Origin of the sequence: Sphingomonas donggukensis, from assembly GCF_023674425.1 — a bacterium.
Lineage (GTDB): Bacteria > Pseudomonadota > Alphaproteobacteria > Sphingomonadales > Sphingomonadaceae > Sphingomonas > Sphingomonas donggukensis.
Genome location: NZ_CP098401.1, coordinates 23,264 through 43,993 on the forward strand (window position 1 = coordinate 23,264; position 20,730 = coordinate 43,993).

Genomic DNA, 20,730 nt, shown 5'->3' on the forward strand with positions numbered 1-20,730 from the left:
TGCTCCCACCTGAGCGGGAGCACGAGCGGAAAAGGCCTCACCGCTCCGGCAACCCCGCGAGCAGCTTGTCGAGGGTGATGGGCAGCTCGCGCACGCGCACGCCGGTGGCGTTGTAGATCGCGTTGGCGACCGCGGCGGCGGCGCCGGAGATGCCGAGTTCGCCGATGCCCTTTGCCTGAAGCGGATTGGCCCACGGATCGCGCTCGACGAGGAAGTCGACCCCGAGCATCGGCACGTCGGCGTTGGCTGGCACGTGATATTCGGCGAGGTCGTGGTTGACGACCTGGCCGGTGCGGGGGTCGTGGACCATCTCCTCGGTCAGGGCCGCGCCGATGCCGAAGACGATGCCGCCGAAGCATTGCGAGCGCGCGGTCTTTTCGTTGAGGATGCGGCCCGCCGCAAAGGTCGAGTGCCAGCGCGAGACGCGAGTTTCGCCGGTCGTGGCGTTAACGCGGACTTCGCAGAAATGCGCGCCGTAGGCGGCCTGGGTGTGGCTCTGGTCATTCTTGCCGGGCTTGATGACGCCCTCCGCCACCATGCCGTCGCCGACCAGATCGGCGAGCGGAACGCTGCGATTGTTCGCGATGGCGAGGCCGTCCTTCAGCGTCAGTTCGGTGGCGTCGCAGTCCATCGCCTTCGCGATGTTCTCGCGCAGCTTTTCGGCGGCGAGATAGACCGAGCTGCCCGCGGAGCCCGCCCCCCACGACCCGCCCGAGCCCGCGCCCGGCGGCATGTCGGTATCGCCCAGCCGCACATCAACCTGCGGCATGGCGAGGCCGAGCAGTTCGCCGGCGATCTGCGCCAGGATGGTGTAGGTGCCGGTGCCGATGTCGGTCATGTCGGTTTCGACGATCGCGGTGCCGCTGGGGGTGAGCGTGATCCGCGCCGACGACGGCATCGTCAGGTTGGTGCGCGCGGACGCGGCCATGCCGGTGCCGACCAGCCATTCACCATCGCGCGTGGTGGCGGGCTCGGCGGGTGCCCAGCCGAACACCTTCGCCCCCTCCTCCATGCACCGAGTGAGGTTGCGGGTGGAGAACGGCACGCCCTTTTCGGGATCGACGTCGGGTTCGTTGCGGCGGCGCAGCTCGATCGGGTCCAGACCAGCGGCTTCGGCCAGTTCGTCCATCGCGCATTCCAGCGCGATCATGCCGACCGCTTCGCCGGGCGCGCGCATCGACCCCGACAACAGCCAGTTCATACGGACAAGGTCGTGGTTCACGCGGCGGTTGTCGCCGGAGTACATGAAATGGGTGGCAAGGCCCGCGGGTTCGAAGAAGTCCTCGCCCGGCAAATTGCTGGTGATCGTATCGTGGATGATCGTGGTGAGCTTGCCATCGGCATCGGCGCCGAGCGCCACGCGCTGCGACGTGTTCGACCGGCGGACGGTGGCGTCGAACACCTGCTGGCGCGCCATCACGACCTTGACCGGGCGGCCGAGCTGTTGCGAGGCGATGGCCGCGGCGATGCCCTCTGTCGACACGCCCAGCTTCGATCCGAACCCGCCGCCGACGAAGCGCGCGACGATGCGGACCTCGTCCGCCTTCAGGTCCAGTGCCTTCATCATCTGCTTCTTGTCGGACGCCGGCATCTGCAACGCGCTGTAAAGCGTCAGGCGATCGTCCTGCCAGTCGGCGATGGTGGCGTGTGGCTCCATCGCCGCGCTGTGCTGGCTGGGGGTGGTCCAGACATGGTCGATGCTGACCGCGGCGGCGGTGAGCGCAGCGTCAGGATTGCCGCTTTCGCTGTGCGCAGGGATCATGCTGTCGGCGGGCTTCTCGGCGTCGTCGAGGCGGCCGTCGAAATCGACGTCGGGGGTGCCCTCCGCAATGTCGAGCACGACCGCGGCGGCGCCTTCGCGTGCGGCCTCGAAACTCTCGGCGACGACCAGCGCGACGTGCTGGCCCCAATAGTCGATATCCTTGACGCCTTGGGTCGGGGCGGTTTCCTCGCCGCCCTGCTGCGGGTTGCGGGCGAAGCGATCGAGGTCGACGACGACGTCGATGACGCCAGGCACCGCGCGCGCAGCAGTGTCGTCGATGCCCTTGAGCTTGCCGAGGCCGACCGGCGCACCGACGAGCACGCCGTAGGCCACGTCGTTCAGCGCATATTCGGCGGCATAGGTCGCACGACCGGCGACCTTCAGCGGGCCGTCCTTGCGGTCGAGCGGGAGGCCGATCAACCCTTGCGTTGCGGTGTCGAGCAGGCTCTTCTCGACGGGTGCGCTCATGCGCAGCGTCTGGGTGTCGGTCATGCGGGCATCTCCGTCAGCTCGCGCAGCACCGCGATCAGCGTGCGACGGGCGAGCGGGATCTTGAAGTCGTTGTCGCCAAAGCCGCGCGCATCGGCGAGCAGGGCGTCGGCGGCGGCGGTAAAGGCGGCGTCGCCGGGAATCTGGCCGGCCAGGGCCGCCTCGACCGCGGGGTCGCGCCACGGCATCGGGCCGAGCCCGCCAAAGGCGAGGTTGGCCGAGGTGATCGTATCGCCCTCGACCGCGACAATTGCGGCGACCGAGACGAGCGCGAAGGCGTAGGAGGCGCGGTCGCGGACCTTGCGATACGCCTGCCGCCCGGCGGGGGCAGGGGGCAGGGCGACCTGGGTGATGAGTTCGCCCGGTTCGAGAACCGTCTCGATCTGCGGGGTGTCGCCGGGGAGGCGGTAGAAGTCGCCGAGCGCGATGCGGCGGCGGTCGCCGTCGGGCTTCAGCGTGACGACGCTTGCGTCGAGTGCGCGCATCGCCACTGCCATGTCACTGGGGTGGGTGGCGATGCAGGCGTCCGACGTGCCGAGCACTGCGAGGATGCGGTTGAAGCCGCCTTGCGCGTCGCAGCCGCTGCCGGGATCGCGCTTGTTACAGGCGGAATGGACGTCGTAGAAATAGCCGCACCGCGTCCGCTGGAGCAGATTCCCGCCGGTCGATGCCTTGTTGCGCAATTGCCCCGAGGCGCCGGCAAGCAGCGCGCGCGACAGCACCGGGTAGCGATCGCGGATGCGAGGGTCGGCGGCGAGGTCGGAATTGGGCACCATCGCGCCGATCGTCAGCCCGCCGTCTTCGGCCTCCTCGATACGGGCGAGGTCGAGGCGGGAGATGTCCACGAGCTTAGCCGGCGTCTCGATCTGCAATTTCATCAGGTCGAGCAGGTTGGTGCCACCGGCGATGAAGCGGGTGCCGCCATCGACCGCGGCCACCGCCGCCTCCGGGCTGTCGGCGCGGACGTAATCGAAGGTCTTCATGCGCCCGCCTCCGCAACCTGGCGAATGGCGTCGCGGATGTTGGGATAGGCGGAGCAGCGGCAAATGTTGCCGCTCATCCGCTCGGCGATTTCGTCGTCGCTGAGGGTGGCGTCACCGTCGAGCGTCTCGCTGACATGGCTCGGCCAGCCCTTCGCAGCTTCGTCGAGCATGCCGACTGCCGAGCAGATCTGGCCCGGGGTGCAATAGCCGCACTGAAATCCGTCGTGGGAGACGAAGGCGGCTTGCAACGGGTGGAGCGCATCGGGCGTGCCCAGCCCCTCGATCGTCGTGATCTCGTCGTCCTGGTGCATCACCGCCAGCGTCAGGCAACTGTTGATGCGGCGCCCGTCGATCAGGACGGTGCAGGCGCCACACTGGCCGTGGTCGCAGCCCTTCTTCGTGCCCGTGAGGCGAAGGTGCTCGCGCAGCACGTCGAGCAGCGATGCGCGGATATCGGGATCGGCCTGATGCCGCGTGCCGTTGATCGTAAAATTCATGGTTCTGGCCCCGATGATGCTGGTCCGCTAACGCGTGGCGGCGGGATGGTTTCCGCCGAAAGATTGGTGATGATGGCGCGCTTGATCTGCATCATGATGTTGCTGGCGGGGAGTGCGGTGGCGGAGGCTAGGATGCAGGACGAACGCCCGATCGTGATCGCCCACCGCGGCGCGAGCGGCCTGCGCCCCGAACACACCATCGCCGCCTATACGCTCGCGATCGAGCAGGGCGCCGACTTCATCGAACCGGACCTGGTGCCGACAAAGGACGGCGTGCTGGTGGCGCGGCACGAAAACGAGATTTCGGAGACGACCGACGTCTCCACGCATCCCGAGTTCGCCCGCCGCAAGGCGACGAAGACGATCGACGGCAAGGCGGTGACGGGCTGGTTCACCGAGGATTTCACGCTGGCCGAACTGCGCACGCTGCGCGCGAAGGAGCGCCTGCCGCTGCTGCGCGGGACCGCGCATGACGGCGAATTTGCGATCCCGACCTTCGACGAGATCGTCGCGCTGGCAAAGGCGCGCGGGGTGGGGGTGTATCCCGAGACCAAGCATCCGACCTATTTCGCCTCGATCGGGCTCGGCACCGACGCGCCGCTCGTCGCCGCTTTGCGAAAAGCCGGGTGGGACCGCGCCGATGCGCCGGTGTTCATCCAGTCGTTCGAGGTCGCGAACCTGAAGGCGCTGCACCGCGTGACGAAGGTGCGGCTGATCCAGTTGATGGATGCGAGCGGCGCGCCTGCCGACGGCGAGGCGCCGAGTTATGCGGCGATGGCGACTGCGGACGGATTGAGGGCGGTGGCGACCTACGCCTATGGAATCGGCCCGGCCAAGGCGTTGATCCGCGACGGCGATGCCGTGCCTTCCCGGCTGGTCGCCGACGCGCATGCCGCGGGACTGAAAGTGCATCCGTGGACGTTTCGGGCGGAGAATTTCTTCCTACCCAAATCGTTGCGCTCCGGCATCGATCCGCGCGCGCACGGGCGACTGCAGGACGAGATCGCGCGCTATCTGGAGCTGGGCGTCGATGGATTCTTCACCGATTTCCCGCTAGACGGCGTGCGGGCGCGCGACGCCCGGCGTTAGGATATGTGCCATGCGTAAGCTGTTGTTCGTGCTGCCGGTTCTGGCGCTCTCGGTGGGCGGGTGCATCGCCAAGACCGCGGTCGATGTCGTGACGCTGCCGGTGAAGGCGGTCGGCAAGGGGGTCGACTGGGCGACGACCAGCCAGGACGAATCCGACCGCAATTACGGCCGCAAAATGCGCAAGGCCGAGGCGCGCGAAGGCAAGGAACGGCGCGAGTGGGACAAGCGCTGCCGCAAGGATCCGGACTGTGGGCCGTATGACGGCTATGTCGCCGCGCGGGATACCAGCTTGCGGTGATGTAATCCCGCCATCCGTTCGTTTCGAGCGAAGTCGAGAAACTGCACGCGGCGCTTGCGGCCTTGTTTCTCGACTTCGCTCGAAACAAACGGGCTTTGGGCGCGACCCTAGATCGAGGGCGATTGCTGCTCCCCCAGCACCCGAGCCACCGCCACCAGCACGTCGGGATGCAACTGCACCCCCAGATGCCCGCTGACGACCTCGACGGACTCGCAGTCGTCACCGCGGCAGCCGTGGCCGGCGACCAGGCCGTCCGATGCGCTCCAGATCGCGGTGGCGGGGACGGGGAGGGGGGCGGAGACTTCGGCGCGGAGAGCATCGACGCGGGGGCCGTCGACGCGCTCGCCGGTCAGCCATTGAAAGATCCGCCAGACATGGGTCGCGCGGGGATGAGCGGCGTAGGGACTGCTGATCGTGACTACGCCGCGGACCATGTCGGGGCGGCGATGCGCGACCAGCCGCGCCACGATGCCGCCGAGGCTGACGCCGATCAGCGTCGCCGGCGTGCCCTCCGCCGCGACGATCGCCTCGATCTGCGCGATCAGCCGTCGGCGTCGTCGCCGATGGTGCGCGTGCCGAAGTTGCGGCCCAGGCCCCAGCCGTGGGCGCGGTAGCCGATCCGGTCGAGGAAGCGACGCAGGACGATGTTCGAGCGGTCCGAATTGAACAGCCCAGGCAGCACGATCACCGGATGCCCGTCGCCGCTTGCCCCCCGCAGTGACCGCCAGCGCAGTGCGAGCCGCGCTACCGTCCACCCCGCACGCGGCCATTCGCGCAGCAGGTGGCGGAGCGGCGGGGCGCTCAGTTCAGCCATGTCATTACGGTGGCGGGGAAGGGAGTCCAACGACCCATCTTCAGCCCGGCGTGGCGCAGTGCCTCCCCGGTCCAGGCGTTGCAGGTCCGCGCCGCGCTGTAGCGCCCGGTCGCGGGGTAGAAGGCATCGTAGGCGCCGTAGCCGCGGACCGGCGCACCCGGCGCGAAGCTGGCGCGGATGAACGCGGTCAGCCGGGCAAATTCGGCGGGCGTGACGACGACCATGCGGACGCGCGGGCCGACCTGTGGTTCGGGGATCGCATCGACGTGAATCACCGTGTCGTCCGACCCGGTCGCGCTGCGCAGGACGGTCAGCGGGTTCACGTCCCACCATGTCGGCGTGCCGATGTAGAACGCACGGTCGCCCCAGCCGAAGCTGCGCCAGCGGTGCCCGGCATAGCGCGGGTCGGCGAAATGGTCGGGCCGGACGATGTCCTCCCAGCCCTCCGCCGGCAGGACGATGCCGGTGTGGATTCCATTGTCCTCGACGTAGATGCGGATGCCCTCGGTCGGGGTGGCGCGCCCCGTGTTGACGGGGATCAGCCCGCCGATCATCCCCGCGGCGCCGTACAGGTACAGCAGCAGGACGGGCAGGGCGACGATCCAGCGGAGGGCATATCGTAACATTCGCGACTATGCTAACCCGCGATCATGGCCGACGAAACCCACGTACTCGACCGCCCGCCGGAGGGCGCGAACCCCGACTGGACGGTCCCGCAGGACTGGAATCACTATACGCCCGAGGAACATGGCGTGTGGGATACGCTGTTCGCGCGGCAGGCGAAACTGCTGCCGGGCCGTGCGTCGGAGGCGTATCTGCGCGGGCTCGATGTGTTGAAGCTGTCGAAGCCCGGCATTCCGGATTTCGAGGAATTGTCGGAGCGGCTGACGAAGCTGACCGGGTGGAGCGTGGTCGCGGTGCCGGGGCTGGTGCCGGACGACGTGTTCTTCGACCACATGGCGAACCGTCGCTTCGTCGCCGGCAATTTCATCCGCCGCCCCGACCAGCTCGATTATCTGCAGGAGCCGGACGTCTTCCACGACGTGTTCGGGCACGTGCCGATGCTCGCCGATCCTGTGTTCGCCGATTATCTCGCCGCCTATGGCCGCGGCGGCTTGCGCGCGCTGGAGCTGGGGGCATTGAAGCAGCTGTCGCGGCTCTATTGGTACACGGTCGAATTCGGGCTGATCCAGGAGCCCGAGGGCCTGCGCATCTATGGCTCGGGCATCGTGTCGAGCTATTCCGAAAGCCAGTTCGCCCTGGACGACCCGAGCCCGAACCGGATCGGCTTCGACATGAAGCGGGTGATGCAGACCGATTACCGGATCGACGATTTCCAGCAGACGTATTTCGTCATCGACAGCTTCGACGACCTGCTCCGCCAGACGGTAGAAACCGACTTCGCGCCGCTGTATGCGGAGATCGTGGGGAAGCCGGATATTGCGGTCGATGCCGTGCTGGAGAGCGATGCGGTGGTTACGCGGGGGACGCAGGACTATGCGCGGCGGAAGGGTTGAGAAGCGCAACACTTTGGCCTTAACCAGTATTCGCTACTCGGTTGGTCGTTTACAGGTTTCCGGCTGAATTTTGAGCGCCAGTCCTTGCTCGGTTGCTTTCACTAAGTCTCCGATTTTGCACCGCAGGACGCGAATGTTCACGTTGGCATAGCCGGTCCGCCTATCTGGTGCTTCGGCGGTGACGGTGACCAGATCGGGCCCGAAACTTGGCTGGCTGTACGCAGCAATGCTCACCACTGTTGCCGTTGTATGACGAACGGGTTGGGGCGAACAATTTGTGCACAATACGCTCATCGCCGTGATGCTCGTATTGATCAGGCTCGTTCTACTCACGCTGACAAATGAGCGCATCCGACAAACGTCCGCAAGTGACCGGGTGCCGCCCCTCAAATATCCAGCGCCCAGCCGTCGCGGCCCTTGGGATCGGGCGGGGTGGTCGGCACGTAGCGCGTCTTGCCTGCGATCAGGTGGAGGATCGTCCAGTCGCCGCGGCGATCCATGCGCTCTAGCGTGCAGCCGCAGGCGGCGAAGGCTTCGACGACGGTGCTGCGCTGCGTTTCCAGCAGGCCGGCGAGGATGATGGTCGCGTTCGGCGCGGCGATCGCGACGACTTCGGGGGCCATCGATACCAGCGGGCCGGCGAGGATGTTGGCGATCAGCAGGTCGTAGGGCGCGCGCGCGGTGATCGCGTCGTTGAGCGCGCCGTCTGCGACGATCAGGTCGAGCGGGGGAATCGCGTTGAGCGCGGCGTTCTCGCGAGTGACGTCGACCGCGGCGGGATCGATGTCGGTCGCGACGATCTCCGCCGCGGGCCACAGATGCGCGGCGGCGAAGGCGAGCAGTCCGGTGCCGGTGCCGATGTCGATGATCCGCGCGAAGCTGCTGTCGGCGAGGCCGTCGAGCATCGCCAGGCAACCGCTGGTCGTCGCATGGTGGCCGGTACCGAAGGCGCGGCCCGCGTCGATCAGGAACGCGCGGCCCCCCGGCGGCGGTGCGACCGGATGCGCGCTGGTGTGGACGACGAAGCGCCCCTCGGCGATAGGCTCCAGCCCGTCTTGGCTCATCGCCACCCAGTCCGCGGGGGTCAGAGGTTCGATGACCGGGGCGGTATCGGCGGCGCTCGGCACGAGGGCGCGCAGCTGGGCGATCATCGCAGCGGTCGGCTCGCGCTCGCTATAGGCGTCGAGCCGCCAGCGGGTGACGTCGTCCTCGACCTCCTCGGTCGTCATCAGCACCGCGTCGATGGCGAGATCGTCCGCGGCGTCGATCGCTTCGGCCTCCGCGCGAGTGCAGGGAAGGGTGGTCTTCCAGCTGTCCACAGTCTCAGCGGACATAGGAAGCCCCATTCACGTCGAGCACCGCGCCGGTCATCGATGGCGGTGCGTCGAGCGCCAGCCAGCGCGCCATTTCGGCGACTTCGTCGGGCATCGCCACGCGGCCGAGCGGAATGTCGACGAGCAGCGCGTCGCCGCCGCGGCTGGAGAGATAATCCTCGGCCATGCCGGTCATGGTGAAGCCGGGGCAGATCGCGAAGGCTAGGATGCCGTCCTGCGCATACCCGCGCGCGATCGATTTGGTCATGCCGACCATGCCGGCCTTCGACGCAGCGTAATGCCAGTGCGCGGGGCTGTCGCCGCGGTAGGCGGCGCGGCTGGCGACGTTGACCAGGCGACCCCCGCGCCCGTCCGCCTGCCAGTGGCGAACGGCGAAGCGGGAGAGTTCGGCGGAGGCGGTCAGGTTGATCCGCATCGTGCGTTCCCACTCGGCGACCCATGAATTGTCGTCGCGGTCGATCGGGTTGGCCTCGAACACGCCGGCGTTGTTGATGAGGACATCGATGCGCCCGCCCAGCGCATCGAGCGCCTGGTCCCACAGCGCGCGCGGGGCGGCGGGGTCGGCGAAGTCGGCGGCGAGGCGCACGGTCGCGCTGGTCGCGGTCGCCTGGCCGATGGCGGTGACGCCGGGAACGTCGAGCGCGGCGAGGATGGCGGCGCCGATGCCCCGGCTCGATCCGGTAACGAGGATGTTGGTCATGCGCCCCGCCTACCGCGGCGGGGACGATCTCGCAAAGGCGTTACGCCGCGACCTTGGTGACGAAATCGCCGGCGTTGGTCTTGAGCGCGCCCAGCTGCCCGTCGAGCGCGGCGAAGCCGTCGCCCACGCGGGCGATGTCGGCGGCGACCGTCTCGGTATCCTCGCGGATCGCGGCGATGGTCGCCGACATCGAATCGGCGGCAAGCGCGGTTTCGTCGACCGACGCGGTGATCGCGGTGACGGTAGTGGCCTGCGCCTCCATCGCGCGGCGGATGCGGTCGGCGGAATCCTGGACCTCTGAAACGGTGGTCTTGATCGAGGCGTTGGTCTCGACCGTGGAGCGCGTCGCCTGCTGGATCGCGGCGATCTTGTGAGCGATGTCGTCGGTGGCGCGCGCGGTCTGGTTGGCGAGCGATTTCACTTCCTGCGCGACGACCGCGAAGCCGCGCCCGGCGTCGCCGGCGCGCGCCGCCTCGATCGTGGCGTTCAAGGCGAGCAGGTTGGTCTGGCCGGCGATGTCGCGGATGAGGCCGAGGATCGATTCGATCGACTTGGCGTGTTCGGAAAGCGTCTCGCTCATGCCGACGGCGTGGCCGGCCTGGCCGCTGGCGCGGGTGGCGATCTCGGCGGCAGCCTCGACCTCCATGCGCGCATCCTCGATCGCGCGGATCAGTCCGGCGGCGGTCTGGGCCGCTTCACGCATGGCGACCGCGGACTGTTCCGCGGCGGCGGCGACTTCGCTGGTCTTGCCGAGCATGCCGCGTGCGGCGAGCGAAGCGGCGCCCGCCTGATCGCGCAGCGCCGCGCCGTCCTGCGATGCCGATTCGACCGAAGCCGAGATGGTGCTGCGGAAATCGGAGGCGAGGCGGTCGCGCTCGGTCTTTTCGCTGTGCTGCTGGAACATGCGATAGATCGATCCGGTGATGTCGCCCTCCAGGCTCGACAGGCGCATCAGCGCGTCGATCATGTCGGGCAGGCGCGGATCGGTGGTTTCGATCTTGCGCAGCAGCACCTCGAATGCGACGCGGTCGCTGGCGCAGATCATCGATCGCAGCGCCATCGGCTGGATATCGGCGAGATAGGCCGCGGCGACCGAGCGTTCCACCGATTCGACCCATTCCATGCCCGATGTTTCCATGAAGCGGTGGCGCAGAAAGGTGGCGCCCAGCTCGACCATCTTCTGGGTTTCGTGCGGTGCCCAGTCGCGCTCGCTGGCGAAACTGAGCAACCACTGCTGCCAATAAGCGCCGGCAATGGCGTCGGCATCCGATTCGACCGCGGTCCACACTGCGCGCGCATTGTCGAGGACGCGGGCGTCGAAGCCGAAGGCGCGCAGGCGCCGCGACAGATCGATCTTTGCGGCGAGCGTACCCGGCGGCGGCATGTCCTTGGTCAAGTCGGTCTCCAATCGCGGGAGAAAGGCCCCGTGTCGCCACCGACCTAGCGCGCGAGTGGTTAAGCCGGGGTTATCCCTGGCGCGATGGTGCCGCCGGAAACGCCGAGCCGCGTGGCGTCGCCGGGGAGGTCGGCGAACAGCGCGGCCTCGGTCCCGGTCATCCAGACCTGGCCGAGCCCGGCGAGCGCCGCGAAGAGCGCCGCGCGGCGCGACGGGTCGAGATGGGCGGCAACCTCGTCCAGCAGCAGGATCGGTGCGCGATCGGTGCGTTCGGCGACCAGCGCGGCGTGGGCCAGGACGATGCCGAACAGCAGCACCTTCTGCTCGCCGGTCGAACACAGCGCGGCGGCCTGTTGCTTGTCGAGGTGGGTGACGATCAGGTCGTCGCGGTGCGGGCCGACCAACGTCCGCCCGGCGGCGGCGTCGCGGCGGCGGCCCTCGGCCAGGGCGCGGGCGAGGTCGGGGACGCTGCCGCTGGCGAGCGCGAGGCCGGCGCGCCCGAAGCCGGCGCTGCCGATCGCGGTACACTCCGCCAGTTGCGCGACGGTCGCGGCGCGGGCGGCGTCGATCGCGGCGCCATGTTCGGCCATCGCCGTCTCCAGCGCGGACAGCCATTCGCCGTCGGGCGGGGCGTCGTCGCCGAGCAGGCGGTTGCGCGCGCGCATCGCCGCGTCGTACCGGGCGCTGTGATGGGCATGGCCGGGGGCGAGGGCCAGCGTCAGCCGGTCGAGGAAGCGCCGCCGCTCCGATGCCGGCTCGACGAACAGCCGGTCCATCGCCGGGGTCAGCCACAGCACGCTGGTCCAGTCGGCGAGTGCGGTCGCGGGGGCGGTGGCGCCGTTGACGCGGACGATCCGGCGCTCGGGTGCGGTTGCCTGTGTCCCGGTGCCGATGCGGACGTCGCCGGCGAGGGTAGCGGCGACGCCGAACCCGCCCGCGCCGCCCTGACGCACCATGTCCGACAGCGGCGCGCGGCGCAGCCCGCGTCCGGGCGCGAGCAGCGACACCGCCTCCAGCACGTTGGTCTTGCCCGCGCCATTGTCGCCGCTCAGCACGACGAAGCCGCCGCCCACATCGATCGATGCGTCGGCATGGTTGCGGAAATCGGTGAGGATCAGGCGGGTAAGCATGGGGCGCGCCGTTCTTAGCGCGCCTCTGGAACCGCGCACAGTCCACCCCCATGTCTCATCCGGATTTGGGGGAGGGGACGATGGTAACGGCGGCGGCGATGATGCTCTGGGCGATCCTCTGCCTGGCGCCGCAGACGCCGATCGGGCGCGCGCTCCATCGCTGGACGGTCGCTGCGCCCGCCGCGCGGCTCAATCGCATCACGCGGGGGCAGGTGTTGCTGGCGATGCTGCTGGTGTCGGGGGCGAGCCTGGTCGGGTGGCTGATCGGGCACGAAGCGGTGCGGCTGATCGCGATGGGACTGCCCGACCTGGCCGGTATCGTGGCGACGTTCGAGGTGACCGCCTATCTCGACGCGCTCGCCGCGATCGTGACCGCGGCATCGGCGGCGCGGTTCGGGGCGGTCAGGACGTGGCTGGCGACGGTTTTCCGTCCGCGCCGGGCGACTTCTCGCACTCCACGGACCGCGTCGAGGCCCGTTTCTAAGGCAACCGCCAACGACGACGAGGACAGACGATACGCGCTGGCCGCATGATGCCTCAGATCGCCTGCACGCCCTTGGCGGCGAGCATCGCCTGCGCCTTGCGATACAGCACCGGCTCGGCGATGTTCAGGCGGCGGCGGGCCTGGTCGAGCGGCTCGGCGAGCAGCGCGACATAATCCTCCGCCGAGAGCCATTTCGCGCGCTTGCCGTGGCGATAGCCCTCCAGCACCGCTTTCAGCACGTCGGTGCCGCGGGTCATCTTCAGGCTTTTCAGCGCGCCCATCCCGCCGATCGCCGCCCAGCCGAGCCCGCCGGTCTGCGCATAGGAAAAGGCGACGAGACACAATTCGCCCAGATGCTCCTCGGCGGTATAGCCGGTCAGCGTGTGCCAGATGTCGTGCATGTCGCGCTCGCGCCGTCCGAACCAGGTGTACGGGTGGTCGTGGACGATGGCGTCGGGATCGTAGTCGTTCATGCTGATGTCGGCGAGGCCCTTAGCCGAAAAGCCGGTGCGGTCGAGGAAGCTGCGGTAGGCGGCGCCGACCGTCCCCTCGGGCAGCGCATCGAGCCACGCGCGGTCGCTGAACCGCTCGGCCAACTCGACCCGCTCATAGGCCAGCCGCCCGCCCTCGCGCGTGGTGATCAGCTTGCGAAACCCGCGCTGGCTGGCGTCGGCGTTCAGCGCGCGCATGATGCGGAACACTTGCACCGTGTCGTCGCCGTTCGCCATCAGGCGGCGGAGCGCAGACCACGCGGTGCGCCAGTCGCGCTTCAGCGGCTCGCCGGGGTTGTAGGGCGCAACCTTCGGCGCTGCATCCGCCACCCGCACCATATCCATCGCCTGCGTCGCCATCGGTGATTCCTTACTGACAGTTGTGTCAGTATGGCGGGAAGGGGTTAAGAAATCAAGAGCGGATGCGGGGGCGCGGCGGCGACCACGACACGGTGAGGCGCTTGTAGCGGTAGCCGACGGTGCCCCCCTGGGGGCAATTGCACCACGCGACGACCAGGGTGCCGCCCTGCTGGCTGAAGAAAACGCCGGCGTCGTCGTCGGCGCTGGTGCTGTCGATCACTTGCGGCGCGTGGCCTGGATCGAACACGGCCAGAAAGCTGCCCTCGCGCGCCTCGCCCGTGGCGGTGTCGCCGATCTGCCAGAAGCCGGTGCGATAGGTTTCGGCGATGCCGTCACTGTCGAGGTCGCGCCTGGCGACGAAGCCGGCGCGGTCTGCTTTCATCTGGGCCAGCTGCGCGGGCGAATATTGGCGGCGGATACCGGGGTCGCCGAAATAGCCGAATCTTGCGCCGCCGAGAACTGCTGGTCTGGGCAGCGATCGGGCGGGGCTGTTGGGGGCGAACCTCAGGTCCGGCGACACGTAACTCCAAGGAAGGGCGCCGTCGGCCGTTGCGACGTTGTCGAGGATCGCCGTCGCATCGGTCGTGGCGGCGGTCATGTTGTCCGCCGGCTCATTGGCGGTGGAGCAGGCGGTCAGGGTAAGGAGGATCGCGAACGTCTTGGCGGCGCGGACGTGGGCGAAGCCCACGTCGTCGGTCGGTATGGATGCCGCCGGCCGGTTTTTCGCGTGCGCTTTGCGCACCGGCGGATACGGTGTCGTATCCGCCTCGCTCAAACTCGCATCGGCATCAGCACGTACAGCGCCGGCGCCTTGTCGTTCTCGCGGATCAGGGTCGGGGCGGCGGCGTCGGCCAGGTGGACTTCGACCATGTCCCCTTCGATCTGGTTCAGGATGTCGAGCAGGTAGCGGCTGTTGAAGCCGATCTCGATCGGGATCGACGCATAGTCGCCGGGCACTTCCTCGACCGCGGCGCCGTTTTCGGGGCTGGTCACCGACAGCGTGATCTTATCGCGATCAACCGCCATCTTCACCGCGCGGGTCTTTTCGCTGGCGATGGTCGAGACGCGGTCGACGCCTTCCTCGAAACTGCGCGGATCGAGCTTCAGCAGCTTGTCGTTGCCGGTCGGGATGACGCGCGAATAATCGGGGAAGGTGCCGTCGATCAGCTTCGACGTCAGGATCGCCTGGCCGAGATCGAAGCGGATCTTGCTGCCCGACAGCGACACGCCGACCGAGCCGTCGACTTCGTCGAGCAGCTTGCGCAGTTCGCCGACGCATTTGCGCGGCACGATCACGTCGGGCATCGCGTCTGCGCCGTCGGGACGCGCAACGGTGACGCGGGCGAGGCGGTGGCCATCGGTGGCCGCGGCCTTCAGCACCGGCTGGCCGGCATCGTCGCTCACGTGCAGGAAGATGCCGTTGAGGTAATAACGCGTCTCCTCGGTCGAGATCGCGAAGCGGGTCTTGTCGATGATCTGCTTGAGCGTCGCGGCGGGCAGCTCGAACTGGGTCGGCAGTTCACCCTCGGCGATGACCGGGAAATCGTCGCGCGGCAGCGTCGGCAGCGTCGAATTGTAGCGGCCCGCGCGGATCGCGAGGCGACCGTCGGCGGCGGACAACTCGACTTGGCTGCCCTCCGGCAGCTTGCGGGCGATGTCGAACAATGTGTGCGCGGATACGGTGATCGCGCCGGGCTGGTCGACCGCGGCGGCGACCGTCTCGTCGATCTGCAGGTCGAGGTCGGTCGCCATCAGGCGGATCGTGCCCTCTGCCGATGCCTCGATCAGCACGTTCGACAGGATGGGAATGGTGTTGCGGCGCTCGACCACCGACTGGACGTGGCTCAGCCCCTTCAGCAGGGTCGCGCGTTCGATCGTCGCCTTCATGTCTTCAAACCCCCGGATGCCCGGCGCGCCCCGCGATTCGTCATCCGGCGGCCAGGCAGTTTCGCCCACCCGTTCTAGCCGCAAAAAGGGCCGGGGCAAGCACCCCGACCCTCTCGGCCCCAGTTGGTTTACGAGGGGTTAAGCAGCGTCAGAAACGCACGCCGATCCCGCCCAGCACCTGATGGCGATCGAGGTCGATGTCGTAGCCGTCGACCTCGCTGTAGTTCGAATAGCGATACTCGCCCTTCAGATACGCCTTGGGCGACAGCTGATATTCGACGCCCGCACCGACGCGGAAGCCGTCGAGCTCCGCCTTGTCGCGCGCGACCGCGGTGCCCAGGCGATATTCCGATTCGATCTGGAAGTTGGTGTAGCCGCCCTTGGCGTAGATCATCGCGGTCGGCGATACGGCCAGGCCGACGCGCGCACCGGCATAGAGATCGCGCCCGGCATCCAGCGTGAAGCGGTCGCCGGTGGCGAGCAGGCTGTCGGCGCGGGTATCGGTGGTCGAGCCCGAAATCTCGCCCTCGATCCCCAGGATCGCGCGGCCCGCCTGGAAATCATAGCCGAGCTGGCCGCCGTACAGCACGCCGTCGCTCGATCCCGAATCCTGGCCGCTGCCGTCGCTCAGCCGGTCATAGCCGACGATCCCCTCGGCGCGCAGGCCGGTGAAGGGGGCCGGCTCCTGATCCTGCGCGAAGGCAGGGGTGGCGACGGTGGCCGCGAACAGTGCGGCGAGTGCAAGCTTACGCATTGGAAAACTCCATCAGTCATATCCCCGAAAACGGCGGGGATGGCTCAAATAGGCGGGCGCGGCGGGGGTTGCATGAACCTTGGATAAACGGCGAAAATCGTTGCTTTCGCGCCACAGGGGGTTGAAACCGCGGGCGATGGAAACCACCGCGCACCGCCGCCGGGGCCGCGACTTCGTCGCCCGCCACGGTGAGACCGTCTACAATCTGGCGCAGCGGATGCAGGGCGATCATCCCCACACGCCGCTGACCCGCGCGGGATTCGCGCAGGCCGACGCGATGGGGGCGGCGCTGCGCGAGGTGCTGGGGCCGAAGCCGAAGCTGACCCTGTGGTCGTCGAGCGCGGGGCGCGCGCTGCAGACGCTGGCGGTGATCGCCGAATACCTCGAGCTCGACTGGCATCAGGTGCGGACCGACGACCGGCTGGTCGAGATCGGGATGGGGACGTGGAGCGGACGCTATTACCGCGACGTGATCGCCGAGGTCGGCGATTTCGTCGACCGCGGGCACGGCCTCTACACGCGCCCGCCCGACGGCGGCGAGTGGTACGACGCGATCGCGGCGCGGGTGTCGTCGTGGCTCGCCGATACCGACGACGACCCCGGCGACCGGCTGGTCATCATGCACGGCATGTCGAGCCGCGTGCTGCGCGGGGTGATGACGGGCCGCGACGTGCTGCCGCAGTTCGACGCACCGGTCGCGCCCAACCTGCCGCAGGGGTCGGTGGCGATGATCGAGCGCGGGGTCGAGACGATCGTCCACACCGGCACCGGCCAGGGCGAGACGCCGACATGAGGGCTGCGGCGTGAGCGTGCTGCTGGCGCTGGCGATCCAGGCCGCCGCGGACGGGCGCCAGTCGCTGGGCGTGTTCCAGCGCTGGGGCGCGTTTCGTGATGCCGCGCCGGTGCGCTGCTTCGCGATCGCCGAACCGCTCGGGCGCCGCACCGGCGCCTTCGCCAGCGTCGCGACCTGGGGCCGGGGCGGCGCGCGCAACCAACTGCATCTGCGCCTCAGCCGCGCGCATGCCGCGACTGCACGCGTGACGCTGTCGATCGGCGAGCGCCGCTTCGAACTGGTCGCCGGCGCGCAGGACGCCTGGTCCCCCGACGCCGCCACCGACCACGCCATCGTCGCGGCGATGCGCGGCGGGCGGAGCATGAGCGTCGAAAGCCTGTCCGACCGCGGCACGCCGTTCGCCGACACCTATGCCCTGACCGGCGCCGCGACCGCGATCGATGCGGCGGCAGTGGGGTGCGCGGGGCGGTGAAATCTTGACTTTTTGCGGCGTAAGAACGATATGTCAGCGATCCCGTCCCCGGCAGTACGCTTTGAGGCGCTCGCAAGAGCAGACATCATCTCAAGGCCGATCCCGGGGACAAAATTTATCGGCAGGTAGATGGCAACCGCTATCGTAATAGACGGCGCGTATTTTCTGCGCCGGTTCCGTTGGAGCTTTCCTCATCGCGACGCTGGCGACCCTGCGGAAGTAGCACGCGCCGTCGAGTGGATGACGTTCTGGCATCTCCATCACCGCTTGCGACCTAAATTGATGGACCGGGCGCTGGATCACGCAAATTTCAGCCCTGCTGAAGACGCGGAGTTGTACCGCATCTTCTTTTACGATTGCCCACCGCTCACGAAAAAGATGCACCTGCCGATTTCGCGCAGGCCCATCGACCTCGCGAAGACACCGGAAGCGAAATTCCGGTTCTCGGTGCATGACGAACTGCAGAAAATCCGGAAAGTGGCTCTTCGATTGGGGCGTCTGAACGACGATTCCGAATGGCGGCTCCGGCCTGCCGTAACGAAGAAACTGATTACCGACGGCATGCCCGCTCTCAGCGACACGGATTTTGAGATCGATACCAAGCAGAAGGGTGTCGATATGAAGCTTGGCCTCGACGTGGCGGCGATGGCGTTCAAGCAGCAGGTCAATCAGATCATATTGGTGGCGGCGGACGGCGATTTCGTTCCCGCCACGAAACTTGCACGCCGCGAGGGTATCGACGTCGTGCTTGATCCCATGGGCGGGTCCCCCGCCAGGGATCTGGTGCAGCACGTCGATGGCATTCGTCACTGCAAACAGGAAGTATAGAACAAATGGCTGTCCTCATGCCCATTCCCGGGCACATCGATCCCGTGCCCGTTCCGCGCAGCTTCGCGCCCCGCTCCGACGGGCGCATCGACCTGCTCGGGCTGTCGAAGGCCGATCTGCGCATGGCGCTGGAGACGTCGCAGCTGGAGCCCAAGCTGGCGAAGCTGCGCGCCAAGCAGCTGTGGCACTGGATCTACAATCGCGGGGTCACCGACTTCGCGCTGATGACCGATATCTCGAAGGTGATGCAGCCGTGGCTCGCCGCGCGCTTCGTCGTTTCGCGGCCGCAGGTGGTGCAGGCGCAGGTCAGCGAGGATGGCACGCGCAAGTGGCTGCTGCGCTCCGACGACGGCCAGGATTACGAGGCGGTGTTCATTCCCGACGCCGACCGGGGCACGCTCTGCGTCTCCTCGCAGGTCGGTTGCACGCTCAACTGCCGGTTCTGCCACACCGGCACCATGCGCCTGGTGCGCAACTTGACCCCGGCGGAGATCGTCGGGCAGGTGATGCTGGCGCGCGACGCGCTCGGCGAATGGCCATCGAGTCCCGAGGGGCGGATGCTCACCAACATCGTGATGATGGGCATGGGCGAGCCGCTGTACAATTTCGACAACGTCCGCGACGCGCTGAAGCTGGTGATGGACGGCGATGGGCTGGCGCTCAGCAAGCGGCGGATCACGCTCAGCACCTCGGGCGTGGTGCCGCTGATGGCGCGTGCGGGCGAGGAGATCGGGGTGAACCTGGCCGTCTCGCTGCACGCCGTGACCAAGGAAATCCGCGACGAGATCGTGCCGATCAACCGCAAATACGGCATCGAGGAACTGCTGCAGGCCTGCGCCGACTATCCCGGCGCCAACAACGCGCGGCGGATCACGTTCGAATATGTGATGCTGAAGGACAAGAACGACAGCGACGCCGACGCGCGCGAGCTGGTGCGGCTCATCAAGCACTACAAGCTGCCCGCCAAGGTCAATCTGATCCCGTTCAACCCGTGGCCGGGCGCGCCCTATGAATGCTCGACGCCGGAACGGGTGAAGGCGTTTTCGTCGATCATCTTCGAAAGCGGCATCTCCGCCCCCGTGCGCACGCCCCGCGGACGCGATATCGACGCGGCGTGCGGGCAGCTGAAGACGTCGTCGGAACGCAAGTCGCGCGCGGAGCTGGACCGGCTGGCAGAGGAAAAGCAGGCGGCCCTTGGGTAGTCTGTCCGCGCGCGGGCGATCCTCGTGACCGTTGCGGGCGTCGAGCCTTTATCCCTGCTGTTCGCCCTCGCCGCCGGCATCGTGGGCGGGGCGATGAACGCGCTTGCGGGCGGAGGCACGTTCGCCACGATGCCGACGCTGATCGCGCTGGGCCTGCCGTCGCCGATCGCCAATGCGACCTCGAACGTCGCGTTGCAGCCCGGTGCGATGGCGAGTGCGTGGGCGTATCGCGCGGGGCTCAGGCCATTGGGCGGGCTGTCGGTGCGGTTGCTGGCCGCGATTACCTTTGTCGGCGGGCTGGCGGGTAGCGCGCTGCTGGTGGCGACGCCGACGCAGGTGTTCGATCGGGTCATCCCGTGGCTGCTGCTGATCGCCACGCTGGCGATCGCGGGGGGCAAAAGGCTGGCGGAGCGGTTTGCCGACCATGCGACGCCGGGGCCGAAATCCTTGTTCGGGATGCAGGCGGTGCTGGGCGTCTATGGCGGCTATTTCGGCGGCGGCGTAGGATTGATGATGACCGCGGCGTGGGGGCTGCTGGCGGGGGAGCCGCCGCATAAGCTGATGGCGCAACGCACGCTGATGCTGGCGGTGGCCAATTCGGCGGCGACGATCATCTTCATCGCGCTCGGCATGGTGCGCTGGGTCTATTGCCTGCCGATGCTGGCGGGCGCGATCATCGGCGGATGGGCGGGGGCGGCGCTGGGCAAGCGGCTGTCGCCGGCGGTCGTGCGCGGCTGGACGATCGCGGTGACCGCAGTGACGACCGCGGTGTTCTTCTGGCGCGCGTACGGCTGACGCGTAACCATTTCGCCTTCCGCTGCGAAGGATAGGGATGTCCCTATCCCGGTCGCCGCATCTGGAATTTCTCGCCCGGTTGGAAATAGTCGCCCGGCCCGCCCCCGCGCAGGATCGGGCGCGCGCGTTCGGTGCGGTATATGCCGCCCTCGAGCAGGGCGGTGTCGATATGGATGCCGATCGCCTCGCCAAGCACCAGCCAGTGGTCGGTCGCGGCTCCGGCCCGATTCTCGAGACGGACGATCTGGGTCAGCACGCATTCGAACTGGACGGGGCTACCGACGACGCGGTCGGGACGGACCAGGCGAGAGGGGGCGGCTTCGAGGCCGGCGAGCGCAAATTCGTCGCCCTCCACGCCCGCAGACGTGGCGTTCATCGCCTCGGCCTGCGGGCGGGTGGCGAGGTTCCAGACGAATTCGCGCGTCGACGCGATGTTCGCCACGCTGTCCTTCCACCCGGTCGAGCAGAAGCCGATGATCGGCGGGCGGTAGGCGAACAGGTTGAAGAAGGAATAGGGCGCGAGGTTGCGGACGCCGGTGCCCGAGACGCTGCTGATCCAGCCGATCGGGCGCGGCGCGACGATCGCGTTCAGCGGATCGTGGGCGAGGCCGTGGCCGGCTGCGGGTTCGTAGAAATGCCATTCCGTCATCCGGCG

The 20,730-nt window shown here is 68.1% G+C and carries 25 protein-coding genes; 9 read left to right on the forward strand and 16 right to left on the reverse strand.

Annotated features, from left to right (window positions below; translation table 11 throughout):
• Positions 1 to 37: 37 nt before the first annotated feature.
• The 3 genes from M9980_RS00085 to M9980_RS00095 are packed head-to-tail and all read right to left on the reverse strand — an operon-like array spanning position 38 to position 3,731.
• A complete protein-coding gene (locus M9980_RS00085) occupies positions 38 to 2,254 on the reverse strand; it encodes a xanthine dehydrogenase family protein molybdopterin-binding subunit (protein ID WP_250752127.1) in 2,217 nt (738 codons plus the stop codon).
• On the reverse strand, positions 2,251 to 3,234 hold the full coding sequence (locus M9980_RS00090; RefSeq protein ID WP_250752129.1) for an FAD binding domain-containing protein: 984 nt from the start codon (positions 3,232 to 3,234) through the stop codon (positions 2,251 to 2,253). The genes M9980_RS00085 and M9980_RS00090 overlap by 4 nt, the downstream gene beginning before the upstream one ends.
• Positions 3,231 to 3,731 (reverse strand): 2Fe-2S iron-sulfur cluster-binding protein, encoded by a 501-nt coding sequence (locus M9980_RS00095; RefSeq protein WP_250752132.1) that lies wholly within the window; start codon positions 3,729 to 3,731, stop codon positions 3,231 to 3,233. The genes M9980_RS00090 and M9980_RS00095 overlap by 4 nt, the downstream gene beginning before the upstream one ends.
• 93 nt (positions 3,732 to 3,824) lie before the next feature.
• On the opposite strand from M9980_RS00095, the gene M9980_RS00100 reads away from it, so the two are divergent.
• A complete protein-coding gene (locus tag M9980_RS00100) occupies positions 3,825 to 4,820 on the forward strand; it encodes a glycerophosphodiester phosphodiesterase (protein WP_250754997.1) in 996 nt (331 codons plus the stop codon).
• A 10-nt stretch (positions 4,821 to 4,830) separates the two neighbouring features.
• Entirely contained in the window at positions 4,831 to 5,118 is a 288-nt protein-coding gene (locus M9980_RS00105; RefSeq protein WP_250752134.1) for a hypothetical protein, read from the forward strand.
• Between the two features lie 107 nt (positions 5,119 to 5,225).
• On the opposite strand, the gene M9980_RS00110 is transcribed toward M9980_RS00105, so the two are convergent.
• From M9980_RS00110 to M9980_RS00120, 3 genes are all read right to left on the reverse strand, one after another.
• Positions 5,226 to 5,585 (reverse strand): alpha/beta fold hydrolase, encoded by a 360-nt coding sequence (locus tag M9980_RS00110; protein WP_250752136.1) that lies wholly within the window; start codon positions 5,583 to 5,585, stop codon positions 5,226 to 5,228.
• Positions 5,586 to 5,659: 74 nt separating this feature from the next.
• Entirely contained in the window at positions 5,660 to 5,932 is a 273-nt protein-coding gene (locus M9980_RS00115) for a lipase family protein (protein ID WP_250752138.1), read from the reverse strand.
• Positions 5,920 to 6,558 (reverse strand): TIGR02117 family protein, encoded by a 639-nt coding sequence (locus M9980_RS00120; RefSeq protein WP_250752140.1) that lies wholly within the window; start codon positions 6,556 to 6,558, stop codon positions 5,920 to 5,922. Before M9980_RS00120 ends, M9980_RS00115 begins: the two co-directional genes overlap by 13 nt.
• Positions 6,559 to 6,582: 24 nt before the next feature.
• On the opposite strand from M9980_RS00120, the gene phhA reads away from it, so the two are divergent.
• Positions 6,583 to 7,449 carry a phenylalanine 4-monooxygenase gene (phhA, locus tag M9980_RS00125; protein WP_250752142.1) on the forward strand — a complete coding sequence of 289 codons (867 nt, stop codon included), beginning with the start codon at positions 6,583 to 6,585 and terminating at the stop codon, positions 7,447 to 7,449.
• Between the two features lie 33 nt (positions 7,450 to 7,482).
• Here the strand turns inward: phhA and M9980_RS00130 are convergent, their stop codons facing one another.
• From M9980_RS00130 to recF, 5 genes are all read right to left on the reverse strand, one after another.
• Complete coding sequence (locus tag M9980_RS00130) at positions 7,483 to 7,683, reverse strand: hypothetical protein (RefSeq protein ID WP_250752144.1); 201 nt, start codon at positions 7,681 to 7,683, stop codon at positions 7,483 to 7,485.
• A gap of 152 nt (positions 7,684 to 7,835) precedes the next feature.
• Positions 7,836 to 8,783: a 50S ribosomal protein L11 methyltransferase gene (locus tag M9980_RS00135; protein ID WP_250752146.1), complete on the reverse strand. Its 948-nt coding sequence runs from the start codon at positions 8,781 to 8,783 to the stop codon at positions 7,836 to 7,838.
• Positions 8,773 to 9,483 (reverse strand): SDR family NAD(P)-dependent oxidoreductase, encoded by a 711-nt coding sequence (locus M9980_RS00140; RefSeq protein WP_250752149.1) that lies wholly within the window; start codon positions 9,481 to 9,483, stop codon positions 8,773 to 8,775. The genes M9980_RS00135 and M9980_RS00140 overlap by 11 nt, the downstream gene beginning before the upstream one ends.
• A gap of 40 nt (positions 9,484 to 9,523) precedes the next feature.
• Positions 9,524 to 10,867, reverse strand: coding sequence for a methyl-accepting chemotaxis protein (locus M9980_RS00145; RefSeq protein ID WP_250754999.1), 1,344 nt, complete (start codon positions 10,865 to 10,867; stop codon positions 9,524 to 9,526).
• 71 nt (positions 10,868 to 10,938) lie between these two features.
• Positions 10,939 to 12,009: a DNA replication/repair protein RecF gene (gene recF, locus M9980_RS00150; RefSeq protein WP_250752151.1), complete on the reverse strand. Its 1,071-nt coding sequence runs from the start codon at positions 12,007 to 12,009 to the stop codon at positions 10,939 to 10,941.
• A gap of 50 nt (positions 12,010 to 12,059) precedes the next feature.
• On the opposite strand from recF, the gene M9980_RS00155 reads away from it, so the two are divergent.
• Entirely contained in the window at positions 12,060 to 12,542 is a 483-nt protein-coding gene (locus M9980_RS00155) for a hypothetical protein (protein WP_250752153.1), read from the forward strand.
• Between the two features lie 4 nt (positions 12,543 to 12,546).
• On the opposite strand, the gene M9980_RS00160 is transcribed toward M9980_RS00155, so the two are convergent.
• The 4 genes from M9980_RS00160 to M9980_RS00175 all read right to left on the reverse strand — a co-directional run bounded on the left by M9980_RS00160 (position 12,547) and on the right by M9980_RS00175 (position 15,985).
• Positions 12,547 to 13,344: a Coq4 family protein gene (locus M9980_RS00160; RefSeq protein WP_250752154.1), complete on the reverse strand. Its 798-nt coding sequence runs from the start codon at positions 13,342 to 13,344 to the stop codon at positions 12,547 to 12,549.
• A 52-nt stretch (positions 13,345 to 13,396) separates the two neighbouring features.
• The gene (locus tag M9980_RS00165) at positions 13,397 to 14,086 is read right to left on the reverse strand and encodes a hypothetical protein (RefSeq protein WP_250752157.1); all 690 of its coding nucleotides are present in this window, start codon (positions 14,084 to 14,086) and stop codon (positions 13,397 to 13,399) included.
• 29 nt (positions 14,087 to 14,115) lie between these two features.
• A complete protein-coding gene (dnaN, locus tag M9980_RS00170) occupies positions 14,116 to 15,231 on the reverse strand; it encodes a DNA polymerase III subunit beta (RefSeq protein WP_250752159.1) in 1,116 nt (371 codons plus the stop codon).
• A 148-nt stretch (positions 15,232 to 15,379) separates the two neighbouring features.
• On the reverse strand, positions 15,380 to 15,985 hold the full coding sequence (locus M9980_RS00175; protein ID WP_250752162.1) for an outer membrane protein: 606 nt from the start codon (positions 15,983 to 15,985) through the stop codon (positions 15,380 to 15,382).
• A 136-nt stretch (positions 15,986 to 16,121) separates the two neighbouring features.
• Between M9980_RS00175 and M9980_RS00180 the strand changes: the two genes are divergently transcribed.
• The 5 genes from M9980_RS00180 to M9980_RS00200 all read left to right on the forward strand — a co-directional run bounded on the left by M9980_RS00180 (position 16,122) and on the right by M9980_RS00200 (position 20,075).
• The gene (locus M9980_RS00180) at positions 16,122 to 16,778 is read left to right on the forward strand and encodes a histidine phosphatase family protein (protein WP_250752164.1); all 657 of its coding nucleotides are present in this window, start codon (positions 16,122 to 16,124) and stop codon (positions 16,776 to 16,778) included.
• 10 nt (positions 16,779 to 16,788) lie between these two features.
• Positions 16,789 to 17,250, forward strand: a complete 462-nt coding sequence (locus M9980_RS00185; protein WP_250752166.1) for a hypothetical protein — start codon at positions 16,789 to 16,791, stop codon at positions 17,248 to 17,250.
• A gap of 129 nt (positions 17,251 to 17,379) precedes the next feature.
• Positions 17,380 to 18,078 (forward strand): NYN domain-containing protein, encoded by a 699-nt coding sequence (locus tag M9980_RS00190; protein WP_250752168.1) that lies wholly within the window; start codon positions 17,380 to 17,382, stop codon positions 18,076 to 18,078.
• A 5-nt stretch (positions 18,079 to 18,083) separates the two neighbouring features.
• Entirely contained in the window at positions 18,084 to 19,280 is a 1,197-nt protein-coding gene (gene rlmN, locus M9980_RS00195) for a dual-specificity RNA methyltransferase RlmN (protein WP_250752170.1), read from the forward strand.
• A gap of 24 nt (positions 19,281 to 19,304) precedes the next feature.
• Positions 19,305 to 20,075 (forward strand): sulfite exporter TauE/SafE family protein, encoded by a 771-nt coding sequence (locus M9980_RS00200; RefSeq protein WP_250752172.1) that lies wholly within the window; start codon positions 19,305 to 19,307, stop codon positions 20,073 to 20,075.
• A 43-nt stretch (positions 20,076 to 20,118) separates the two neighbouring features.
• Here the strand turns inward: M9980_RS00200 and M9980_RS00205 are convergent, their stop codons facing one another.
• The gene (locus M9980_RS00205) at positions 20,119 to 20,724 is read right to left on the reverse strand and encodes a flavin reductase family protein (protein WP_250752174.1); all 606 of its coding nucleotides are present in this window, start codon (positions 20,722 to 20,724) and stop codon (positions 20,119 to 20,121) included.
• Between the last annotated feature and the right edge of the window lie 6 nt (positions 20,725 to 20,730).